Raw genomic sequence first — 18,418 nt, 5'->3', positions numbered from 1 at the left:
GGTGGAAACAACAACCAAGGTGGAAACGACAACCAAGGCGGAAATAACAACCAAGGAGGAAACGACAACCAAGGCGGAAATAACAACCAAGGTGGAAACAACAACCAAGGTGGAAACGACAACCAAGATAATAACACAACAATTGATCCAAAAGCTCTTAAAGATGGTGAATACAGCATTGGCTTTAAAGTGTTAAAAGATCAAACAGATGAAATCTCAATGATGAACACATACACAAAAAGCCCAGGTGTATTAAAAGTAAAAGATGGTAAGAAATACGTATCGTTTACATTAACAAATAGTACATGGATTACGAAATTTGAATTTGAGAAGAATGGTTCTTTCGTTAATGCAAAAGTGTTAAGTGAAAATAAAGAACAAAATACAAGAGTAGTAGAAGTAGAAGTAAACGATTTGTCTAAAAAATTAAATGCAAAAGTAAAAGTAGATATTGATTCAATGAATTATCACCATTTCTACGATGTTCAATTTGTATTTGATCAAGACAGTATTAAAGCTTTAGGGAACCAAGGAGGAAACGAAAACCAAGGAGGAAACGAAAACCAAGGCGGAAACGAAAACCAAGGAGGAAACGAAAACCAAGGAGGAAACGAAAACCAAGGCGGAAACGACAACCAGGGTGGAAATGACAACCAAGGTGGAAATAATAACCCGAAAGTAATAGTTGATCCGAAAAATTTAGTAGATGGCCAATATGATATTACATTTAAAGTATTAAAAGATAAAACAGATGAGATTTCAAAGATGCATGACTATGTTGTAAATCCAGCGAAATTAATCGTAAAAGATGGTAAAAAATACATTGAGATGACGCTGAAAAATAGTGCGTGGATTACGAAATTCCAAACGGAAAACAAGGAACTATTCGCTGATGCGAAAGTAGTAAGCGAAGATAAAAATGCAAATACGCGAGTAGTACAGTTTGAAGTAGAAGATCTATTTAAAAAATTAAACGCAAAAGTAAAGGTAGACATCGATGAGATGAACTACCATCATTTCTACGATGTACAAATTCAATTTGATACAAATAATATCGGCGCGTTAGGAACTATTAAAGAGGAACCGAAAAATGAACCGAAAAATCCAGTGACTACACCGAAAGTAGATAATGTAAAAACAGTAGGTACTCCTGATTTTAACCGAAATGCAGATGGTCAGAAGAAAAAAGAAGATACAAAAAATGATTCAAAAAAAGAGAAAAACTCAAAAACTGCAGATACAGCACAACTTGGTTTATACATGGTGTTACTGCTAGGTTCACTTGCTTTACTAGTTCGTAAATATAGAGCAGGTAGATTGTAATTTTTGGAGTCTTGATGCATGTTCGCGTGCATCAAGACTTGTTTCATATTGTATGGAAGGGAGTGGTGATTGAGAGTGAAGAAAATCGTAAGTGTACTAATGGCTATCATTTTGTTAATGAGTATAGCCGGGTGCTCATCACCAAAAAAAGAAACAGCAAAGCAGGTAAAGAGTGAGAGTAAAGAGCGCGTTGTTGCAACAACAGTGGCTGTTACTGAAATTATGGATGCGTTAGAAGTAGATTTAGTCGGCGTTCCAACAAGTTCTAAACCTTTACCGAAGCGATATAAAGGTTTACCTGAAGTTGGGAATCCAATGAGTCCAGATATGGAAAAGGTAAAGTCATTAAAGCCTTCAGAAGTGTTATCTGTGACAACACTTGAATATGAATTAAAGCCAGTTTTTGATGGTGTGGGTATGAAAGCAAACTTTTTAGATTTAACGAGTTTAAAAAATATGCAAAGTTCTATTAGCGATTTAGGTAAGAAATATGGACGTGAAAAACAAGCTGAAGCAGTGGTAACTAAGTTAGATAAAAAGGTTGCTAGCATTCAAAAGGAAGTAAAAGGAAAGAAAGAACCGACAGTGCTTATTTTATTAGGTGTGCCGGGCAGTTATTTAGTAGCAACAGAGCATTCTTATATTGGAGATTTAGTGAAACAACTAGGTGGTAAAAATATTGTGCAAGGTGAACAAGTAGAATATTTAGCTTCTAATACAGAGTATTTAAAGAAAGCTGATCCAGATATTATTTTACGAGCAGCTCATGGTATGCCTGATGAAGTTGTAAAAATGTTTGATAAAGAATTTAAAACAAATGACATTTGGAAACACTTTGCTGCGGTTAAAAATAACCGTGTTTACGATTTAGAAGAGCGTTTATTTGGAACGACAGGAAATTTAGCAGCAATTGAAGCGTTAGATGAATTGAAAAAAATGATGTATCCGTGATGCATTTTAATATAAAGGAAGAGTAGAATGAATAAAAAAACTTGGAGTTTCCTCATTGTTACTGCATTGCTCATTGTTATGACATCATTGTCAGCGATGAAAGGGAGTTTAGAAGTAGGTATTGTTGAACTTATACAAGGGATATTTACAGGTGGAAATGAAGAGGTTGAAGTCATTAAAGATTTACGTTTCCCGCGTATTATTATTGCGTTGTTCACTGGAGCGGCTCTTGCTGTTTCAGGGGTGCTTTTTCAAGCTGTTATGAAGAATCCACTCGCTGATGCTGGGGTAATCGGTATATCTTCAGGAGCTAGTTTTATGACACTCGTTATTATTACGTTGTTCCCGCAATTCTTTTTCTGGACACCCGTATTCGCCTTTTTAGGTGGTGCGTTTGCGTGTTATCTCGTTTATTCGTTTTCATGGAAGTCAGGGTTAAGCCCGCTTCGCATTATTTTAATTGGTATTGCCATTAATGCGATGTTTACTGGATTAAATGAATCATTCGTTACAATTTGTGGGTATTTTATTAAGAGTATTAAGCAAACGACGACTTCTAACATAACAATGAAGACGTGGGGCGATGTAGAAATAATGGTGATTTATGGAACGGTTGGTCTTATTCTTGCTCTGTTCGTAGGAGCTTGGTGTAACTTATTATCGCTACAAGATAAGACTGCGAAAAACTTAGGTTTGCACGTGACGAGAGTTCGCCTTATTATTTCTGCCATTGCAGTACTCTTAGCGGCAGTATCAACAGCGATTGCAGGTGTTATTGCTTTTGTAGGATTACTAGTTCCGCATATTTCAAGACAATTAGTCGGTTCAGACCATAAAGTATTAATTCCATTTTCTGCTCTTGCAGGGGCGTTATTAATTTTGACGGCAGATACGATTGGAAGGTTAATTGTGCCACCTAACGAAATTCCAGCAGCAACAATTATGGCGGTTATTGGTGGTCCATTCTTAATATTCTTGCTTAGAAAGAGTGATAAAGTTCATGGAAATTAAAAATGTAACCTTTTCATACGATAACGTAACAAATCGTTTAAAGTCTGTTAGTAGTGAAATAGAAATTGGGAAAATTACAACAATCATTGGCCCGAATGGATGCGGGAAATCAACATTACTTAGTGTCATGTCTAGAAATCACGTTCCTAGCAGTGGAGAAGTAATACTTGATGGGAAAGCGATTAGTGAATATAAACCGAAAGAGTTTGCTAGAAAGCTAGCAGTTGTCCATCAACAAAATGAGGCTCCAGCAGATATTACAGTGGAAAAGCTAATAAGCTTTGGGCGTATGCCATATAAAAATATTTTCTCTCCGCAAACAGATGAAGATAGAGAAGTGATAGAGCGCGCACTAGTATGCACGAATTTACAAAGTAAGCGTGATAAGCCAATCTATGCTTTATCTGGTGGAGAGAGGCAGCGAGTTTGGATCGCAATGACATTAGCTCAAAATACACCAATGCTTTTCTTAGATGAACCGACAACATATTTAGATATTTACTATCAGCTAGAAATATTAGAGTTAGTGAAAGAGTTAAATGAAGTGTATGGACTAACGATTGTAATGGTATTACATGATATTAATCAAGCTATTCGTTATAGCGATCATATTATCGTTATGAAAGATGGAGAGATCATTACGAAAGGTAATCCTAATGATGTAATAACAGAAGAAATGGTTAAAGCAATATATGGTGTAGATGTCATTGTAAAGCAGGATGAAGATATCGGATTGTACATGGTACCTATGGGAATCTAAAGGCTGAGCATAATCCGTTTTGAGGTGATAATTTGAACAGCAAGAAAGGACGGAAAAAGAATTCTTTTTTTCAACGCATACTTACAATTGCGTTTTTAGGAATCTTTTTCTATTCAATGTATGAGTTGGGCGGAATTTTCATGGATTATTATGAAAATCGTAAAGTAATGGCTGAGGCACAACATATTTATAAAAGAAGTCCAATGGAAGAAAAATCGGAAGACGGAGAGGTACGTAAACAGTTTCAGGATCTCCAGAAAATTAATCCAGAGATAGTCGGATGGATTACGATGGATGATACACAAATTAATTATCCAATCGTTCAAGCAAAAGATAATGATTACTATTTATTTCGTAATTATAAAGGTGAAGATATGAGAGCGGGAAGCATTTTTATGGACCATCGTAATGATGTGAAATCTCAAAATCGAAATACGATTTTATATGGTCATCGTATGAAAGACGGTTCTATGTTTGGGAGTTTAAAAAAGATGTTGGACGAAGACTTTTTCATGTCCCATCGTAAATTATATTATGATACATTATTTGAAGGATACGACGTTGAAGTTTTTTCAGTATACACGACAACAACGGACTTTTATTACATTGAAACGGATTTTGAAAATGATGCAGCATATACATCGTTCTTAAAGGAAATTCAAGAAAAATCACTGTACAAAACGGATACGGAATTGACGGCTAATGATGAAGTTGTAACACTTTCTACTTGTGACTATGCGCTTGATCCAGAGGCTGGAAGGCTAGTTGTACATGCAAAATTAGTAAAAAGAAATTAAAGAAAAAAGTATAGAATATGAGAAGTGATAGATAACGCTTCTCATATTCTATACTTTAAAAAAGAACTGTTTTTACTGTGCTGCAGCCATTGGCATACGTACAACTTTTACATCATAGTAAGCAATTTTATTATCAAGAATATATTCTGGCATCCCGCCTTGATGTGAATGAGCATCTTTAAATGCGGCGCTCTTTGTCCAACCTTGGAAATCTTCTTTTGCATTCCAGCGAGTGCTAATTGTTACTTCATCATAATCAACTGTATTTTGCGTTAAAAGAACTTCTAGACCTAAAAAGCCTGGCATCGTCTCAACTTTACCTACTTTATTAAAACGCTCAATTAATTTATGTCCATTTCCCTTTGTAATTTTAGCTGTATTTGTAACAATAATCATGTTTATTCCTCCTATAAATGTAGCTATATTTTCAAGAACTCATATACATTAAATGATAATGAAAATCATTATCATTGTCAATGGTAAATGTGAAATATATAATTTTTTTCTATTATTTTGGACAGTGAGATTTCCATTTCAAAACTTAGTAAATATGTGGCGGTTAAGTGCGAGAATGAGCGAGTTGTACTAGCAAAGCAATAATATGGTATAGTGAAACGAGGCTGTTTTTTCAGGCTCGTTTTTTAAATGCTTCCTATAGAGAAAGCATGCAAATGGAAAGGAAGTTATTATATGCGATCAGAAGTAACTATAAAAATAAAACCGAAATTTATAAAAGAAATTAAAAGTGGATATCCACTTATTTTAAAAGATGCAATTCAAAATTTAAACGATGTTCGTGAAGAAGGGACAATCATCAAAGTAGTAGATGAGAAGAACAACTTTGTCGGAAAAGGTTATTATGGAAAACAAAATAAAGGATACGGCTGGATTTTAACGAGAAAAGAGAGTGAACAAATTAATCAATCTTTCTTTGAAAGTAAAATCAAATCAGCCTTACATAAACGAAAACAATTTTATAAATTAAGTGATACGACAGCATTCCGTGTGGTGAATGGTGAAGGTGATGGTCTTGGCGGATTAATTATTGATTACTATGACGGATACTACGTAGTAAGTTGGTATAGTGAAGGGATTTACACTTTCAGAGATGAGATTATAGCAGCTCTTCAAAAAGTAGCAAACTTTAAAGGCATTTATGAGAAAAAGCGTTTTGATACGAAAGGGAAATACATTGAAGGTGATGATTTCGTAGCAGGAGAGCGCGGTGAGTTTCCACTTATCGTAAAAGAGAACGGTGTGAACTTCGCTGTTTATTTAAACGACGGGGCAATGGTTGGTGTATTTTTAGATCAACGTAACGTTCGAAAACAAATTCGTGATAAATATGCAAAGGGAAGAACAGTGTTAAATATGTTCTCTTATACAGGTGCTTTCTCTGTATTTGCAGCGCTGGGCGGAGCGAGTAAAACGACGAGTGTTGACCTTGCAAATCGTAGTTTAAGTAAAACAATTGAGCAGTTTAGCGTCAATGAAGTTGATTATGAAGCACAAGATATTATTGTAGAAGATGTATTTCTTTACTTCAAATATGCAGCGAAGAAAAAGATGAAATTTGATATGGTCGTACTTGATCCTCCAAGCTTCGCCCGATCAAAAAAGTATACATTTAGTGCAGCAAAAGATTATAAAAATTTATTAAAAGAAACAATTGCTATTACAGAAAATAACGGTATTATCGTTGCTTCTACAAATTGTAGCGCATTCGATATGAAAAAGTTTAAAGGCTTTATCGATACAGCCTTTAAAGAAATGAATGGCAAATATAAAATATTAGAAGAACATTCTTTACCAGAAGATTTCCGTACCATTGATCAGTTTAAAGAAGGAGACTACTTAAAAGTAGTTTTCATCGAGAAAATTAAAGGTTAATAAAGAAAAGGAGCTCGAGTTTACTTGAGCTCCTTTTCTTATTGAACGATATTTTGTACTCTACCGACTTGCCCGTCCTGCAATCGCACTTTAATGCCATGCGGATGGGAAGGGGATTTTGTTAAAATATCTTTTACAATTCCACGTGTTAATTTGCCTGTTCGTTGATCTTGTTTTAATACAATATCAACTTCAAGACCGGGCGCGATATTAGAACGTTTTTGTCCGTTCATTTACACACCTGTTCGTCTACGTTGGTTGTTTGTTTTCTTTGTTTGTTGGTTTTGTAATTTTTTCGTTTCTTGGCTTTGATTTTTTGCATTTTGACCATTTCCATTTCCTTGCTTTTTCTTAGCAAGTTGTTCGCGCATTAAATCAGCTAAGCTTACTTTTTTATTCTCTGACATGATAAGTCTCCTTTATATAAAGTTAATTAGGAACAATCGTAGTGAATTTCATCATATCATTGTTAAGGAAGGAAGGGAAGTTGGTTTGAAAATTCATATAATTGTTTCCAGCATTCATTGGTTGCGATACAATTGATATGTTAATGTTTGTAAAAAAGGGGATAGACATATGTCACATCATATTTTATTAGTGGAAGATGATATTTCAATTCAAGAGATGGTGGAAAAGTATTTAATAAAAGAGGGCTTTCAAGTTACAATCGCGTCTGATGGAGAGGAAGGCGTGAACACATATTTAAAAGGTTCATTTGATTTGATTATCCTCGACATTATGATGCCGAAGCTAGATGGATTAGAGGTTGTACGTATTATTCGTGAAAAAAGTGCAGTTCCGATTTTAATGATGTCAGCAAAAGATACAGATGTTGATAAAGCTGTCGGATTAGGACTTGGAGCAGATGATTACATTTGTAAGCCGTTTTCTATGATTGAATTGGCTGCACGTGTAAAAGCAGGTATTCGGAGGTCTACGAAATACTCGGCTACAGAAACAATAGAAAAAATGATTCAAATTGGTGATTTAACAATTGATCCAATTAATTTTACAGTTGAAAAAAACGGGAAGCCTCTCAAACTTACTTTAAAAGAATTTGAGATTTTAAAGCTATTCGTAAAGAACCAAAATCGTGTATTTACAAAAGCGCAAATATATACGTTAGTTTGGAATGAAGAGTATTACGGTGATGATAACGTTATTAATGTTCATATGAGAAGATTGCGTGAGAAAATCGAAAGTGATCCATCTAATCCAGAATATATTAAAACGTTATGGGGCATCGGCTATAAGTTGGAAGTGATGTAATATGGTCAATTTGTTAATAGGTATTATTTTTATATTGTTATGTGTTATTTATATGCAATATAGAATGAAAAAAAATAGTAGTAAAAATTTACGATACACATATGAAAAGTTAGAAAGTATTGTAAATGACAAAACAGGCGAGACGTTACTCGTTATGACAGATGATCTAGAATTGCAAAAATTATTAGTGGCAATTAATCAATTATTAGATGCAAAACAGAAAACGAATGCAGATCATGCAAAAGTAGAAATTTCGATGAGAAAAATGCTTTCAAATATTTCGCATGACTTGAAAACACCACTAACAGTTATTCTTGGATATACAGAAATGTTAAATAAGGATAAAACGATAAATAAAGAAGAACAACAAATATTACTTGAAAAAGTGCATACGAAAACACTAGAAGTGATGGAGTTAATTCATAAGTTTTTTGACTTGGCAAAATTAGAATCTGGTGACAAAGCAATTGAAATGACAAAAGTAAATATGAATGAAGTTTGCCGCGAGAAGATTTTATCTTTTTATGATTTAGTGACGACGAAAGGTTTTCAGGTTCATATTGATATACCAGAAAGAAATATATACGCACTTGGAAATATAGAAGTATTAGGTAGGGTATTGAATAATTTAATATCAAATGCGATTACATATGGAGACGATGGAAAGGCACTTGGTATGACGTTAAGAGATGATGAAACGAGTGTGTATATAGACGTATGGGATAAAGGAAAAGGGATTGATGAATCTCATATTGATAAAGTATTTGAGCGTATGTACACACTTGAAGATTCAAGAAATAGATTGTACCAAGGAAGCGGTCTAGGATTAACGATTACGAAACGGCTTGTGGAAGCGATGGACGGAAAAATTCACCTTTCTAGTAAACCGTATGAAAAAACAATTTTTACAATTGTATTAACAAAGATGCAGTTTTAGCTTGTAGAGCAGTAGATTCTACAAGCTTTTTTTCAGCGTAAGGAATTTGTAAGAAACGGGTAAGAAAAAAGAGATTTCCGTTGTCTATTATAGAAATATAGAGTATTGCGAAAGGGGAAAGTAACATGACATATATATTAAAAACAAACCAGTTAACGAAAGTGTTTAAAGGGAAAGAAGTTATTTCCGGTGTTAACATGCATGTGAAAAAAGGAGAAATTTACGGTTTTTTAGGACCAAACGGCGCTGGTAAAACAACGATTATGAAAATGATTACAAATTTAATAAAACCGACGAGTGGTGATATTGAAATCTTCGGTGAGAAATTAACAGATACATCTTATGAAGTATTAAAAAGAATGGGGACAATTATTGAATACCCAATCTTTTATGATAAATTAACGGCGAAAGAAAACTTAGACCTGCATTGTGAATATATGGGCTACTACGATAAAAATGCAATTGACCATGCTTTACATTTAGTGAAACTACAAGGGATAGATAATAAAAAAGTAAAAGATTTTTCATTAGGAATGAAACAACGACTCGGTATTGCAAGGGCAATCGTGACAAAGCCAGAATTGCTCATTTTAGATGAACCAATTAACGGTTTAGATCCAATTGGTATTAAAGAGTTACGAGACTTATTTAAAATGCTCTGCAAAGAATACGGTATTACATTATTAGTTTCTAGTCATATTTTAGGTGAGATGGAACTAATGGCGGATACAATTGGTGTGATTCAAAATGGAAAACTAATAAAAGAAGTTTCAATGAAGAGTATTAACGGAAAACAAACAGAGTACATTGAAATCACTGTTCCTGATGTGAAACGTGCAGCTTATATTTTAGAAGATAAACTTGGTATAAAAAACTACAAAATAATGAGTGGAACCATGATTCGTGTGTATGATACGTCAGCGTCTCAGCAGGCCATTTCAAAAGCACTTATTATGAACGATGTGGAAATTGAAAGTATTAATAAGAAACATAGTTCCTTAGAAGAATATTTCTTAAATGTAATGGATGGAGAGGGTATTCATGCTTAATGGACTGTGGCTGAACCTGGTAAGTGGATTTATCGTAATGCTAATAAGTGGAATTTTATATTATAGAAAACCAGAGCGGAAATGGTTGTTCATTGTACTAGTGATAGGAATGTTAAGCTTCGTTACTGCTGGAATTAGAATGTTAGCAGCGTAGAGACAGGTATATAAAGAATGGAGGCGTAATTTATATGTTTAAATTAATGAAGCTCGAATGGAAGAAACATAAATTATCTAGTTACTTTAAAAGTGTAGCAATTTGTATTATAGCAATTTTCGCTGCAGTAAGCCTTATGGCATTGGGAATGAAAGCCGAGGAAGACATGCTCTTCTCTGACTTCACACAGAATATGGCTTTAGTAAATATTTTTATTAGGATAACATTCATTATTTTTAGTTCGGTCATTTTATCACGTTTAGTAATTGATGAGTATAAGAATAAAACGATACAACTATCATTTATGTATCCGCTTCAAAGGAAAATGCTAATGAGTGCGAAATTAACAATTGTTTTTTGTTTTTGTTTTGTGAGTACCATTATCGCGACTTTCATTATTAGTTTGCTTGTATATTTTGTGAGTCCAATGATGGGACTGATTGAAACACCTGCTACGATAGGTGAAATAATAGCTATCGTTCCAGGTACTATTATAAGTGCATTTATGATATCTGGTATAAGTTTAATTCCTTTGTTTTTTGGAATGAGAAAGAAATCGACACCGACAACGATTACTTCGGCAGTAATAATTGGTATGCTGATTAGTGGTAACTTTGGTCCTGGAAACGGTCAAGTAAGTATGTTTGATTTTATAGCTATCCCAATCGTGCTCTGTTTATTAGGAATTTTCATTAGTTATCTATCGTTTCGTAAAATCGACAAGATCGATGTGGCGTGAAGCAAGCTTAAAACAAAAAACGAACTGGGGTATGAATGGTGAAAAAAATAATAGTAATTGCAATATTATTCATTACAATTGCTAGTGTAGTTTTTGGTATTAAGGTATTTCAGGGGAAAGATTTTAAGAAAGAAAAGTCTTTTGAGATAAATAATATAAAAGCAATAGAAGTAGACATTGAAAACTGGAATCTTGAATTTAAAAGTACAGACGCTAATAAAATAGTAATTTCCGCTCAAGGTGAACAAGCAGATAAAGAGATAGATCCCGTCAAAATAGAAAATGATGAAAATAAACTTGTGATTAAGCAAAAACAAAAGGTGAACAGATTTTCTTATGGTTTTACGTTTAGGAAGAAAAATAGTATATCTATAGCTATTCCGAAGAAAGAAATAGATAAAATTGTATTAAATAATAAATCGGGTGATGTGAAAATAAACGATATAGTAGTAAAAAGCATCGTGACAAGAGGAAAATCTGGAGATGGAATGATTACAGGACTATCGGCAGAGAAGGGTGAATTTACATCCGAAAGTGGAGATTTAATGTTAAAAGATAGTTCATTACAAGAAGTAAATATAACTTCCACTACTGGTGATAATTATGTAAAAAATGTAAAAAACGAAAATATGAACATCACTTCAACATCTGGGGAAGTATTACTGAAAGATATGACAGAAGGAAAATCATTATTTGTAGAAACAAAATCAGGGGATATTGGCGTACGGTATAAAGGTGTCCCGGCATCATTGAAGCTTATGGCTAAAAGTAATTCGGCTGACGTAATAGTGGATTTAAAAGGATTTAAGAAAGATAAAAGTACAGAAAAAATAAAAGTAGGAACTATTGGTGATGCAAAAAATGAAGTGAAGATTTTAAGTAAAACAGGGGTCATTTATATTGATTAAGTCTTAGGAGGAGGGAGGACTATAATGTTACGTTTAATGAAGCTAGAAATGAAGAAGTTTAAGCTTGGATGGTATGTAAGGAGAGCGATTATTGCAAATATCGCTATACTGGCATTAATGATCTTTACGAGCATCGTTGCTCAAGTAGAAGGGGATCCGGAAATAAGGGATCCACAGATGATGTTGTTAACGGCTAGTACATTAGTAAGAGCAACATTTATTATTTTTGGTAGCGTGTTAATCGCAAGGTTAATAATTAGTGAATATAAAAACAAAACAATACTACTTATGTTTTCTTATCCTATTAATCGGAAGAAAATGATGATTAGTAAGTTGGTTATTACAGCAACATTAACATGTATAACAGTTATTGTATCTAACATTTTAGTAGTAGGAATTTTCTTTGGGATAGATAGCTATTTTTCAATTCTTCCTAATCCATTTACAGTAGATCAATTGACGCAAGAAGGAATAAAACTGGTTCCTTTAGCCATTGCCACTGCGGGAATAAGTTTAATCCCAATATATTTCGGAATGCGTAAACGTTCAGTGCCAGCTACAATTGTTTCGTCTCTTATCGTTGTATCAATTGCAATGAATACCAACCCAGCGTTTTCTACAGCAACTTTTCTTCCCCTTCAAATAGCACTTGCAGCAATTGGAGTTGTGATTGCATATTACGGCATTAAAAATATAGAGAAGGAAGATATAACTGTATGATAAGAATATGTGAAAAGAGTTGGCGTTACACCAACTCTTTTTTGTATATATACGCTTCGTTACTACTCTGTAAATTTAGAGTGTGTGCTTAAATACTTTTGCACTTCTGGAGAAATGTTAAAGTTATTAGGACTTTTATATTCGATAGTAAACTCGCCGTCGGTACTTGTTTCAAAGGAGATTGCATAGCTATTCATTTTAGCATCGTAAGAAGTATTTTTGACTTCTGTATCTAGATTAAAATATTTTGTAATATACTCTTTTGATTCCGTAATTGCTGCTTGTTTTCCCCAAGGGGTACCATAATAGGTGAAATAAAGAGATACACTAATAACTCCAATAAGAGAAGTTAGTAAAATAGTTCCCATAGTTATTTTTTTGTTTTTTTATTCAATTTGGTTGCCCCTCCTCATAATATGTATTTATTTTAACTTGTTTTTTCCATAAAACAACCATTTAACAAAAAATAGTTTCACATGAAACAAGTTACAGAAAAAGACAAGATATGTAAACATCTTGTCTTTTTTGTCGTTACATTTTAGGAGCTTCCATTCCAGCCGCAGCCCATTCTTCTTTTGCGGGGCCATATACGCCAGGAACAGTTAAGCCAGCTTGTCGCATTAAAACTGTCATTTGTCCGCGGTGGTGATTTTGATGATTAATGAGTGTCATTAAAAATATAGAATTCGGCATAGGGCGACCAAAGAAGTCATTAATAGTAGCTAAGTCTTTATCAGTCCATTTACTTTGAAGTGTTTCAACAAAAGCCGCGTTTACTTTACGGTATTCATCTGCAATTGTTTTTGCAGAAGTTGGAACAGGATAATCTTTCGATTCTCCTTCAAACTTTAGCCCTGTGCCAGATAGTATAACAGGAATTGCCGTCACGATGTGCCAAGCAACTCTTCCTAAAGTCCAATGTTCAGGTGCAATTTCTTGTGATAAAGATGCATCGGTTAATGAATCAAGCATTTTCTGAGTAGACTCTGCTTCGTATGTCCATGATTGTAAAAAGCCTTCAATTGTTTGGTACATTATTGTTATCCCCCTCTACTTATGTTCATAGATTAAGTTCGAGAAGAAATGACAAGTTCCCTTTATGTTTTAATGATGGTATTTAAAATTTTATATATAAATTTTATGATACTATTGAGTGTATATAGAATTATATTAATTTAGGGGGATATGATGAAAAGATTGATTTTAGGAATCATAATTTTATTTTTAATGGTAGGATGTAGCAATGAAACCTATAAAAAAGCAATGGATCAAGGGAAATTGGCGTTAGCGAGTAAAGAATATGACACGGCAGTAGCATCATTTGAGCTAGCATTAGAAGAGAAAAAGGATGATAAAGAAGCAAAGGTATTAAAAGGCCAAACTACTAAGATGATAAGTTCGATAAAAGAGAGATCGAGTGGAAATATAGAACAAGCAATAGGTTTGTTCCAAGAAGTAGAAAAGATGAAAGATGGTTCCGCAATCCTTCAAAATCAAGCGAAAGAACAAAAAGATTTGCTTATAGAGCATAAAGAGTTAAAAGGTCAATATATAGGTCAATTGGAAAAGGCAGAGAAGTTAAAGAATGATAAAAAGTATGAAGAGGCTAAAGGGATAGTAAATAAAATTTTTAACGATACTGGTCAAAATCAACAATTTATTTCGGAAAATCAACGGGCCCAAGAGCTGAATAAGCAAATCGATGGCTTACTAACTCAACAAGCAGAAGTCAAGAAAAAAGAGGAAGAGTTAAAAAATGAAAAGAAAAAAGAGGCTGATATTGGAAAGTTAAAGGGGTCTTGGATGTCATCAGAAAGTACAGACAGGCCAGTTGGGTTGGAAATAGAATCTATTAATAGTGAGAAAACAGGCGGAGAATTTATGGAACATAATATTTTTGGGAAAGGGACTACTATAGGAGACTTTCGAATATTAAGTGTGGACCAAGGGATTATTTCCATAGAGCTTGTATTTTTAATGGGAGAAAGAAAACAGAAGGTTGATTTGAAACTTGAGGAGAACACATTAACTGTACATCATGAGTTTATGGGAGGGACTAAATCTGTGAAATTAGTGAGATCAGAGTAATTTATCCCGCTATTCACCTGCAGTAAAATTCCCACCTCAAGATTCGGCTGGAGCAAAGAAGTTAGGTGGGAGATCCACTGCTCATAAAAGCCCGATTGGTGTGGGTTAATAATCAGTGGGGATGAAGAAAACCCAACTGATTAAAGTTTCACTTTATTTAGTATATAAAAAGGAGGCTTCTAAAACGAAGCCTCCTTTTTAATTAACCTTCTTCCCACTCTTCCTCATCAACCATAAGAAATAAGGTGCTCCAAGTACAGCAACGACAAGACCAGAAGGAATTTCTTTCGGATATGCGATTGTACGTCCAAGTAAGTCAGCAACAGAAAGAAGGATTGCTCCAAATAGTGCTGAACAAACGAATAGTCTTTGATGATTCATACCAACAACAATTCTTGCTAAGTGAGGAGCGACAAGGCCTAAAAAGGCAATAGTACCGACAGCAGCGATATTTACTGATGCAAGTAGTGTCGCTAGCACAATTAGAGCAAGACGTGTTTTATTTACTGGTTGCCCAAGTCCAGTTGCTAAATCGTCTCCAAGTACGAGAACATCAAGTTGTTTTATTAAGAAAAAGATAATTAATACAAGAATTAGAGATGGATATAGAATGATATTTTCTAAGTGATTCCACCCTCTTGCATACGTACTACCAGATAACCATGTTAAAGCAGCGGCAACATTCAAATTGGCTCTAACGATAAAGATTTGAATAATTGCTGAGCCAAGCGCAGAAATACCAATCCCTATTAAAGCGAGAGCTGTTGGACTAAATCCTGATTTCCAAGAGAAGAAGAGGACAATTCCAACTGCAAGTAGTCCGCCAATAAATGCACCAATTGGTAGGAAGAAACCAGGAAGTGCAGGAAAGACATACATAATAGTTAAAGCACCGACACCAGCTCCCGATGAAATACCAATAATAGAAGGATCGGCAAGTGGGTTTCGTAATATACCTTGGAAAACAAGCCCACTTATTGCAAGGCATGCACCAGCAATAGCGGCAACGAGCATTCTTGGTAAACGAAGATTCATCATCATATTTTTGTCAAATTGTGTTAATTGACCTGATATAACATTAGTAATGCTTTCGATATAAGCGTTACTACCGATGGTAACACCAAGAGCAATCGTCACAATACAAAGTGTGATAGATATAATGATTACCTTTTTATAAGAGTAATAGCTGGAGCTAGCTCCAGCTGCATTCGCACCGTTATCATTCATATATTGTTTCGATTTCATCATTCGATAGACTAAGTAAATAAGCCAAGGAGATCCAATCATTGCTGTGACTGCCCCAACAGGAAGTTCTGCACCGGTTGGATCTATTAATCTACCGACAACATCTGCTCCAAGCAATAATACTGCCCCCCATAAGAAAGAAGAGAGAAGAAGAGTAAAGTGTTGACGGTATCCGATAAGGCGCATTAAATGAGGTGCAACTAAGCCGACAAATCCAATTGGTCCAACAACAGTAACAATTACTGCTGTTAAAAAGATTGCAGCAATGAAGGCGATAAGACGTGTTACTGCTGTTTTTTCACCAAGAGAAACAGCAACATCATCACCAAGTAAGAGAATGTTGAGTTTACGAGATATAAATAGTAAAACTAGGAAAGAAATAATGATAAATGGAAAAGCAAATTGAACGCCATCCCAGTTATTTTGAATAAGAGATCCAGCTCCCCATAAAAATAAACCAGCTGTTTCATTTTCATAGAAAAGCTGCATCGTTCCGGTAAAGGCAGAGAGCATTAATGTAACGACCATACCAGCTAATGCCATTCTGAGTGGGGTTCCCTTTTTTCCACCAGAAATACGGTATACAAATAAAGCAGTAATAGCACCGCCGATAAATGTGAACAGAAGAGAATTAATTTGTAAACCTTTCGGTAAGAAAATTGTAGCCGTTACTAGAAAGAAATATGCGCCAGAGTGAATACCCATTGTACTGGATTCAGCAAGTGGATTTTTCGTTAATGTTTGTAAAATAACCCCAGATGCAGCAAGGGCACCTCCAGCTAAAATGGCAATTACGGCTCTAGGTAATCGAAGCATGATTAAAGTTTGATGTTCTAGCGATTGGTTCGGTGAGATAAGAGCATCAATAATCATACTATAGGAAATGTTTGCTTGACCTTGTCCGATATGAATAAAGAAAAGGAGGAGCAAGAGAGCTGCTCCTCCTCCGAATATAAGACTTGCTCGAAGTGTATGTTGTAGGCTATTCATCGCGTAATCACTTCTTCACTGTCATTACATCTGCTACTTGTGTTGCTAAAGATGTTGCAGACTCAGGACCACCGAAAATCCAAGTGTCGCCTTTTAATTTATACATTTTGTTTTCTTTTTTGAACTTTAATTCTTCCCAAGCAGGGTTGCCCTTTAGTTGCGTGTCAAAAATGTTATCTTCATCCGCTACAATGTAAATGAAGTTTGAATCTTGTACACTTTGTAATGATTCTACAGTTGTTTGTTTGAAACCATCTGGCTCAGATTTTCCTGCTTCGAAAGTATTTGTTAAACCTAATTTTTTTGTAACTTGTAAAGCTAAAGAATTGTCAGTTAAGATACGGAATGTTGGTACGTTTTTAGCAGTAAATGCTTGTGCCATTGCGATGTTTTTATCTTTTAAGTCTGCTTTTTCAATTTTTGTTTTTGCATTAGCGAATGCTTTATCCATATCAGCTAATACTTTTTTACCTTCTTCTTCTTTTCCAACTGCTTTTGCAATTTGTTTAAATGTTTCTGTCATTTCAGCGAAGTGATCGTTATTGCTTGTTGATGGATCAAACATAACTGTTGGTGCAATTTGCTCTAATTCATTTTTAATTGCTTTACCACGGAATGAAGCTGTGATAATTAAGTCTGGTTTTAAACGGCTAATTTCTTCTAAGTTTGGTTGTTGACGTGTCCCTACATCTACAACATCTTTACTCGGTTTTGTTTTTGTATTTACCCATTTATTATAATTCTTAATGTCTGCCATCCCTACTGGCTGAACACCAAGTGCTAATAAGTCTTCTGAATATACCCACTCAAGTACAACTACTTTTTTCGCTGGTTTATCTAACTTCGTTTCCCCTTCAGCGTGTTTAATCGTTATAGCTTGACTTTTATTGTCCGCTTTTGTTTCTTTTTTCTCCTCTTTTTGCTGTCCACATCCAACAGCGAATAGAAGAATTGCTATGAAAATACTGATAATTCTCTTCATCTTCTGCCCCCAAATTAAGTGTTTTTTGTAACTGGCACCGTAAGTGAAAATGGTTATCAATTACAACAACCAAATCATACTATGAGGATAATTTAAGTGTCAATATTTTTTAAAAATTTTGACTGAAAACAATAAATTATACGGATTTTTATATGTTATAGTCGCTATTTATGAAGAATAAGCTTCTTTACTAAAAAGAGTGGCGAATGTGGAAAGTTTAAATGGGAACTTGGCTGTGTACGAAAGTGTAATGTGTATGGTTAATAATCTGTGGAGATGGGGCGAAAGTACAAGCAAAAAGAGTGAGAATCGCATGTAATAATTACTAGAATGTATGGAATAAATCTGTGTTTATCCCTAATAGGTAAAGTATTTCTTTGTTATTTAGATAGATGTTTTCTAACTCGGTGATTGTACTTAAAAGATTGCATGTAAAGGAAGTGATCAACATGTCTTCATGGAGCAATAACGTAAATGGATATTGTGGGTGTAATAATCAAAATGGTGTACATGTTGATTCGTGCTGTTTTAGTTGCGATGGGACAGTTCCTAAGGTTGGTCCAACCGGTCCGACGGGGGCAACAGGAGCAACAGGTCCAACGGGA

21 protein-coding genes and 1 pseudogene are annotated in these 18,418 nt (G+C 34.6%); 15 read left to right on the top strand and 7 right to left on the bottom strand.

The window, feature by feature from the left end:
* The 5 genes from RT27_RS27520 to srtB all read left to right on the top strand — a co-directional run.
* A partial coding sequence (locus RT27_RS27520) for an NEAT domain-containing protein (protein WP_043938378.1) occupies positions 1 to 1,323 on the top strand: 1,323 nt, incomplete at its 5' end.
* Between the two features lie 69 nt (positions 1,324 to 1,392).
* Positions 1,393 to 2,274: a heme ABC transporter substrate-binding protein IsdE gene (gene isdE / locus RT27_RS27515; protein WP_043938377.1), complete on the top strand. Its 882-nt coding sequence runs from the start codon at positions 1,393 to 1,395 to the stop codon at positions 2,272 to 2,274.
* 27 nt (positions 2,275 to 2,301) lie between these two features.
* Positions 2,302 to 3,285: an iron ABC transporter permease gene (locus tag RT27_RS27510; RefSeq protein ID WP_043938376.1), complete on the top strand. Its 984-nt coding sequence runs from the start codon at positions 2,302 to 2,304 to the stop codon at positions 3,283 to 3,285.
* Complete coding sequence (locus tag RT27_RS27505; RefSeq protein WP_043938375.1) at positions 3,275 to 4,045, top strand: ABC transporter ATP-binding protein; 771 nt, start codon at positions 3,275 to 3,277, stop codon at positions 4,043 to 4,045. Before RT27_RS27510 ends, RT27_RS27505 begins: the two co-directional genes overlap by 11 nt.
* A 32-nt stretch (positions 4,046 to 4,077) precedes the next feature.
* A complete protein-coding gene (srtB, locus tag RT27_RS27500; RefSeq protein WP_043938374.1) occupies positions 4,078 to 4,842 on the top strand; it encodes a class B sortase in 765 nt (254 codons plus the stop codon).
* Positions 4,843 to 4,914: 72 nt separating this feature from the next.
* Here srtB and isdG read toward each other — a convergent pair whose 3' ends face one another.
* On the bottom strand, positions 4,915 to 5,238 hold the full coding sequence (isdG, locus tag RT27_RS27495; protein ID WP_000587818.1) for a heme oxygenase: 324 nt from the start codon (positions 5,236 to 5,238) through the stop codon (positions 4,915 to 4,917).
* A gap of 294 nt (positions 5,239 to 5,532) precedes the next feature.
* Here isdG and RT27_RS27490 point away from each other — a divergent pair, with 294 nt between their 5' ends.
* Positions 5,533 to 6,732 (top strand): class I SAM-dependent rRNA methyltransferase, encoded by a 1,200-nt coding sequence (locus RT27_RS27490; protein WP_043938373.1) that lies wholly within the window; start codon positions 5,533 to 5,535, stop codon positions 6,730 to 6,732.
* 38 nt (positions 6,733 to 6,770) lie between these two features.
* Here the strand turns inward: RT27_RS27490 and RT27_RS27485 are convergent, their stop codons facing one another.
* Together RT27_RS27485 and RT27_RS35440 are read right to left on the bottom strand one after the other, a co-directional pair.
* Entirely contained in the window at positions 6,771 to 6,965 is a 195-nt protein-coding gene (locus RT27_RS27485) for a YwbE family protein (protein WP_001014307.1), read from the bottom strand.
* On the bottom strand, positions 6,966 to 7,139 hold the full coding sequence (locus RT27_RS35440) for a hypothetical protein (RefSeq protein WP_001293578.1): 174 nt from the start codon (positions 7,137 to 7,139) through the stop codon (positions 6,966 to 6,968).
* A gap of 169 nt (positions 7,140 to 7,308) precedes the next feature.
* Between RT27_RS35440 and RT27_RS27480 the strand changes: the two genes are divergently transcribed.
* The 7 genes from RT27_RS27480 to RT27_RS27455 all read left to right on the top strand — a co-directional run bounded on the left by RT27_RS27480 (position 7,309) and on the right by RT27_RS27455 (position 12,508).
* The gene (locus RT27_RS27480; RefSeq protein WP_000018029.1) at positions 7,309 to 8,001 is read left to right on the top strand and encodes a response regulator transcription factor; all 693 of its coding nucleotides are present in this window, start codon (positions 7,309 to 7,311) and stop codon (positions 7,999 to 8,001) included.
* Position 8,002: 1 nt separating this feature from the next.
* Positions 8,003 to 8,938 (top strand): HAMP domain-containing histidine kinase, encoded by a 936-nt coding sequence (locus tag RT27_RS27475; protein ID WP_043938372.1) that lies wholly within the window; start codon positions 8,003 to 8,005, stop codon positions 8,936 to 8,938.
* Between the two features lie 125 nt (positions 8,939 to 9,063).
* A complete protein-coding gene (locus tag RT27_RS27470; protein ID WP_043938371.1) occupies positions 9,064 to 9,987 on the top strand; it encodes an ABC transporter ATP-binding protein in 924 nt (307 codons plus the stop codon).
* The gene (locus RT27_RS35435) at positions 9,980 to 10,141 is read left to right on the top strand and encodes a hypothetical protein (RefSeq protein ID WP_000931813.1); all 162 of its coding nucleotides are present in this window, start codon (positions 9,980 to 9,982) and stop codon (positions 10,139 to 10,141) included. Before RT27_RS27470 ends, RT27_RS35435 begins: the two co-directional genes overlap by 8 nt.
* Positions 10,142 to 10,175: 34 nt before the next feature.
* Entirely contained in the window at positions 10,176 to 10,880 is a 705-nt protein-coding gene (locus tag RT27_RS27465) for an ABC transporter permease (RefSeq protein WP_000475542.1), read from the top strand.
* 35 nt (positions 10,881 to 10,915) lie between these two features.
* Complete coding sequence (locus RT27_RS27460; RefSeq protein WP_043938370.1) at positions 10,916 to 11,788, top strand: DUF4097 family beta strand repeat-containing protein; 873 nt, start codon at positions 10,916 to 10,918, stop codon at positions 11,786 to 11,788.
* Between the two features lie 24 nt (positions 11,789 to 11,812).
* Complete coding sequence (locus RT27_RS27455) at positions 11,813 to 12,508, top strand: ABC transporter permease (RefSeq protein WP_043938369.1); 696 nt, start codon at positions 11,813 to 11,815, stop codon at positions 12,506 to 12,508.
* 62 nt (positions 12,509 to 12,570) lie between these two features.
* Here RT27_RS27455 and RT27_RS27450 read toward each other — a convergent pair whose 3' ends face one another.
* Together RT27_RS27450 and RT27_RS27445 are read right to left on the bottom strand one after the other, a co-directional pair.
* Positions 12,571 to 12,876, bottom strand: coding sequence for a hypothetical protein (locus RT27_RS27450; protein WP_043938368.1), 306 nt, complete (start codon positions 12,874 to 12,876; stop codon positions 12,571 to 12,573).
* Between the two features lie 163 nt (positions 12,877 to 13,039).
* Positions 13,040 to 13,543 carry a DinB family protein gene (locus RT27_RS27445; RefSeq protein ID WP_000284973.1) on the bottom strand — a complete coding sequence of 168 codons (504 nt, stop codon included), beginning with the start codon at positions 13,541 to 13,543 and terminating at the stop codon, positions 13,040 to 13,042.
* A 153-nt stretch (positions 13,544 to 13,696) separates the two neighbouring features.
* On the opposite strand from RT27_RS27445, the gene RT27_RS27440 reads away from it, so the two are divergent.
* Complete coding sequence (locus tag RT27_RS27440; protein ID WP_043938367.1) at positions 13,697 to 14,596, top strand: hypothetical protein; 900 nt, start codon at positions 13,697 to 13,699, stop codon at positions 14,594 to 14,596.
* Positions 14,597 to 14,794: 198 nt separating this feature from the next.
* Here the strand turns inward: RT27_RS27440 and fhuB are convergent, their stop codons facing one another.
* Together fhuB and RT27_RS27430 are read right to left on the bottom strand one after the other, a co-directional pair.
* The gene (gene fhuB, locus RT27_RS27435; RefSeq protein WP_043938366.1) at positions 14,795 to 16,831 is read right to left on the bottom strand and encodes a Fe(3+)-hydroxamate ABC transporter permease FhuB; all 2,037 of its coding nucleotides are present in this window, start codon (positions 16,829 to 16,831) and stop codon (positions 14,795 to 14,797) included.
* A gap of 7 nt (positions 16,832 to 16,838) precedes the next feature.
* A complete protein-coding gene (locus RT27_RS27430) occupies positions 16,839 to 17,813 on the bottom strand; it encodes an iron-siderophore ABC transporter substrate-binding protein (RefSeq protein WP_043938365.1) in 975 nt (324 codons plus the stop codon).
* A gap of 449 nt (positions 17,814 to 18,262) precedes the next feature.
* Here RT27_RS27430 and RT27_RS34365 point away from each other — a divergent pair.
* Positions 18,263 to 18,418 (top strand): annotated as a pseudogene (locus RT27_RS34365) (collagen-like protein); the annotation flags it as partial.

The sequence above is a fragment of the Bacillus sp. L_1B0_5 genome, from assembly GCF_000836715.1.
In the GTDB taxonomy this organism is placed as follows: Bacteria; Bacillota; Bacilli; order Bacillales; family Bacillaceae_G; genus Bacillus_A; species Bacillus_A thuringiensis_S.
Note: the sequence above shows the minus strand (reverse complement) of the source record. Positions and strands in the feature narration are given on the sequence as shown.

Coding starts and splice junctions, on each gene's coding strand:
- isdG (WP_000587818.1), bottom strand. CDS start 5,238: ATGATTATTGTTACAAATACAGCTAAAATTACAAAGGGAAATGGACAT.
- RT27_RS27505 (WP_043938375.1), top strand. CDS start 3,275: ATGGAAATTAAAAATGTAACCTTTTCATACGATAACGTAACAAATCGT.
- RT27_RS35435 (WP_000931813.1), top strand. CDS start 9,980: ATGCTTAATGGACTGTGGCTGAACCTGGTAAGTGGATTTATCGTAATG.
- RT27_RS27485 (WP_001014307.1), bottom strand. CDS start 6,965: ATGAACGGACAAAAACGTTCTAATATCGCGCCCGGTCTTGAAGTTGAT.
- RT27_RS27455 (WP_043938369.1), top strand. CDS start 11,813: ATGTTACGTTTAATGAAGCTAGAAATGAAGAAGTTTAAGCTTGGATGG.
- RT27_RS27475 (WP_043938372.1), top strand. CDS start 8,003: ATGGTCAATTTGTTAATAGGTATTATTTTTATATTGTTATGTGTTATT.
- RT27_RS35440 (WP_001293578.1), bottom strand. CDS start 7,139: ATGTCAGAGAATAAAAAAGTAAGCTTAGCTGATTTAATGCGCGAACAA.
- RT27_RS27465 (WP_000475542.1), top strand. CDS start 10,176: ATGTTTAAATTAATGAAGCTCGAATGGAAGAAACATAAATTATCTAGT.
- RT27_RS27490 (WP_043938373.1), top strand. CDS start 5,533: ATGCGATCAGAAGTAACTATAAAAATAAAACCGAAATTTATAAAAGAA.
- RT27_RS27450 (WP_043938368.1), bottom strand. CDS start 12,876: ATGGGAACTATTTTACTAACTTCTCTTATTGGAGTTATTAGTGTATCT.
- fhuB (WP_043938366.1), bottom strand. CDS start 16,831: ATGAATAGCCTACAACATACACTTCGAGCAAGTCTTATATTCGGAGGA.
- RT27_RS27445 (WP_000284973.1), bottom strand. CDS start 13,543: ATGTACCAAACAATTGAAGGCTTTTTACAATCATGGACATACGAAGCA.
- RT27_RS27480 (WP_000018029.1), top strand. CDS start 7,309: ATGTCACATCATATTTTATTAGTGGAAGATGATATTTCAATTCAAGAG.
- RT27_RS27430 (WP_043938365.1), bottom strand. CDS start 17,813: ATGAAGAGAATTATCAGTATTTTCATAGCAATTCTTCTATTCGCTGTT.
- RT27_RS27440 (WP_043938367.1), top strand. CDS start 13,697: ATGAAAAGATTGATTTTAGGAATCATAATTTTATTTTTAATGGTAGGA.
- RT27_RS27470 (WP_043938371.1), top strand. CDS start 9,064: ATGACATATATATTAAAAACAAACCAGTTAACGAAAGTGTTTAAAGGG.
- RT27_RS27510 (WP_043938376.1), top strand. CDS start 2,302: ATGAATAAAAAAACTTGGAGTTTCCTCATTGTTACTGCATTGCTCATT.
- RT27_RS27460 (WP_043938370.1), top strand. CDS start 10,916: ATGGTGAAAAAAATAATAGTAATTGCAATATTATTCATTACAATTGCT.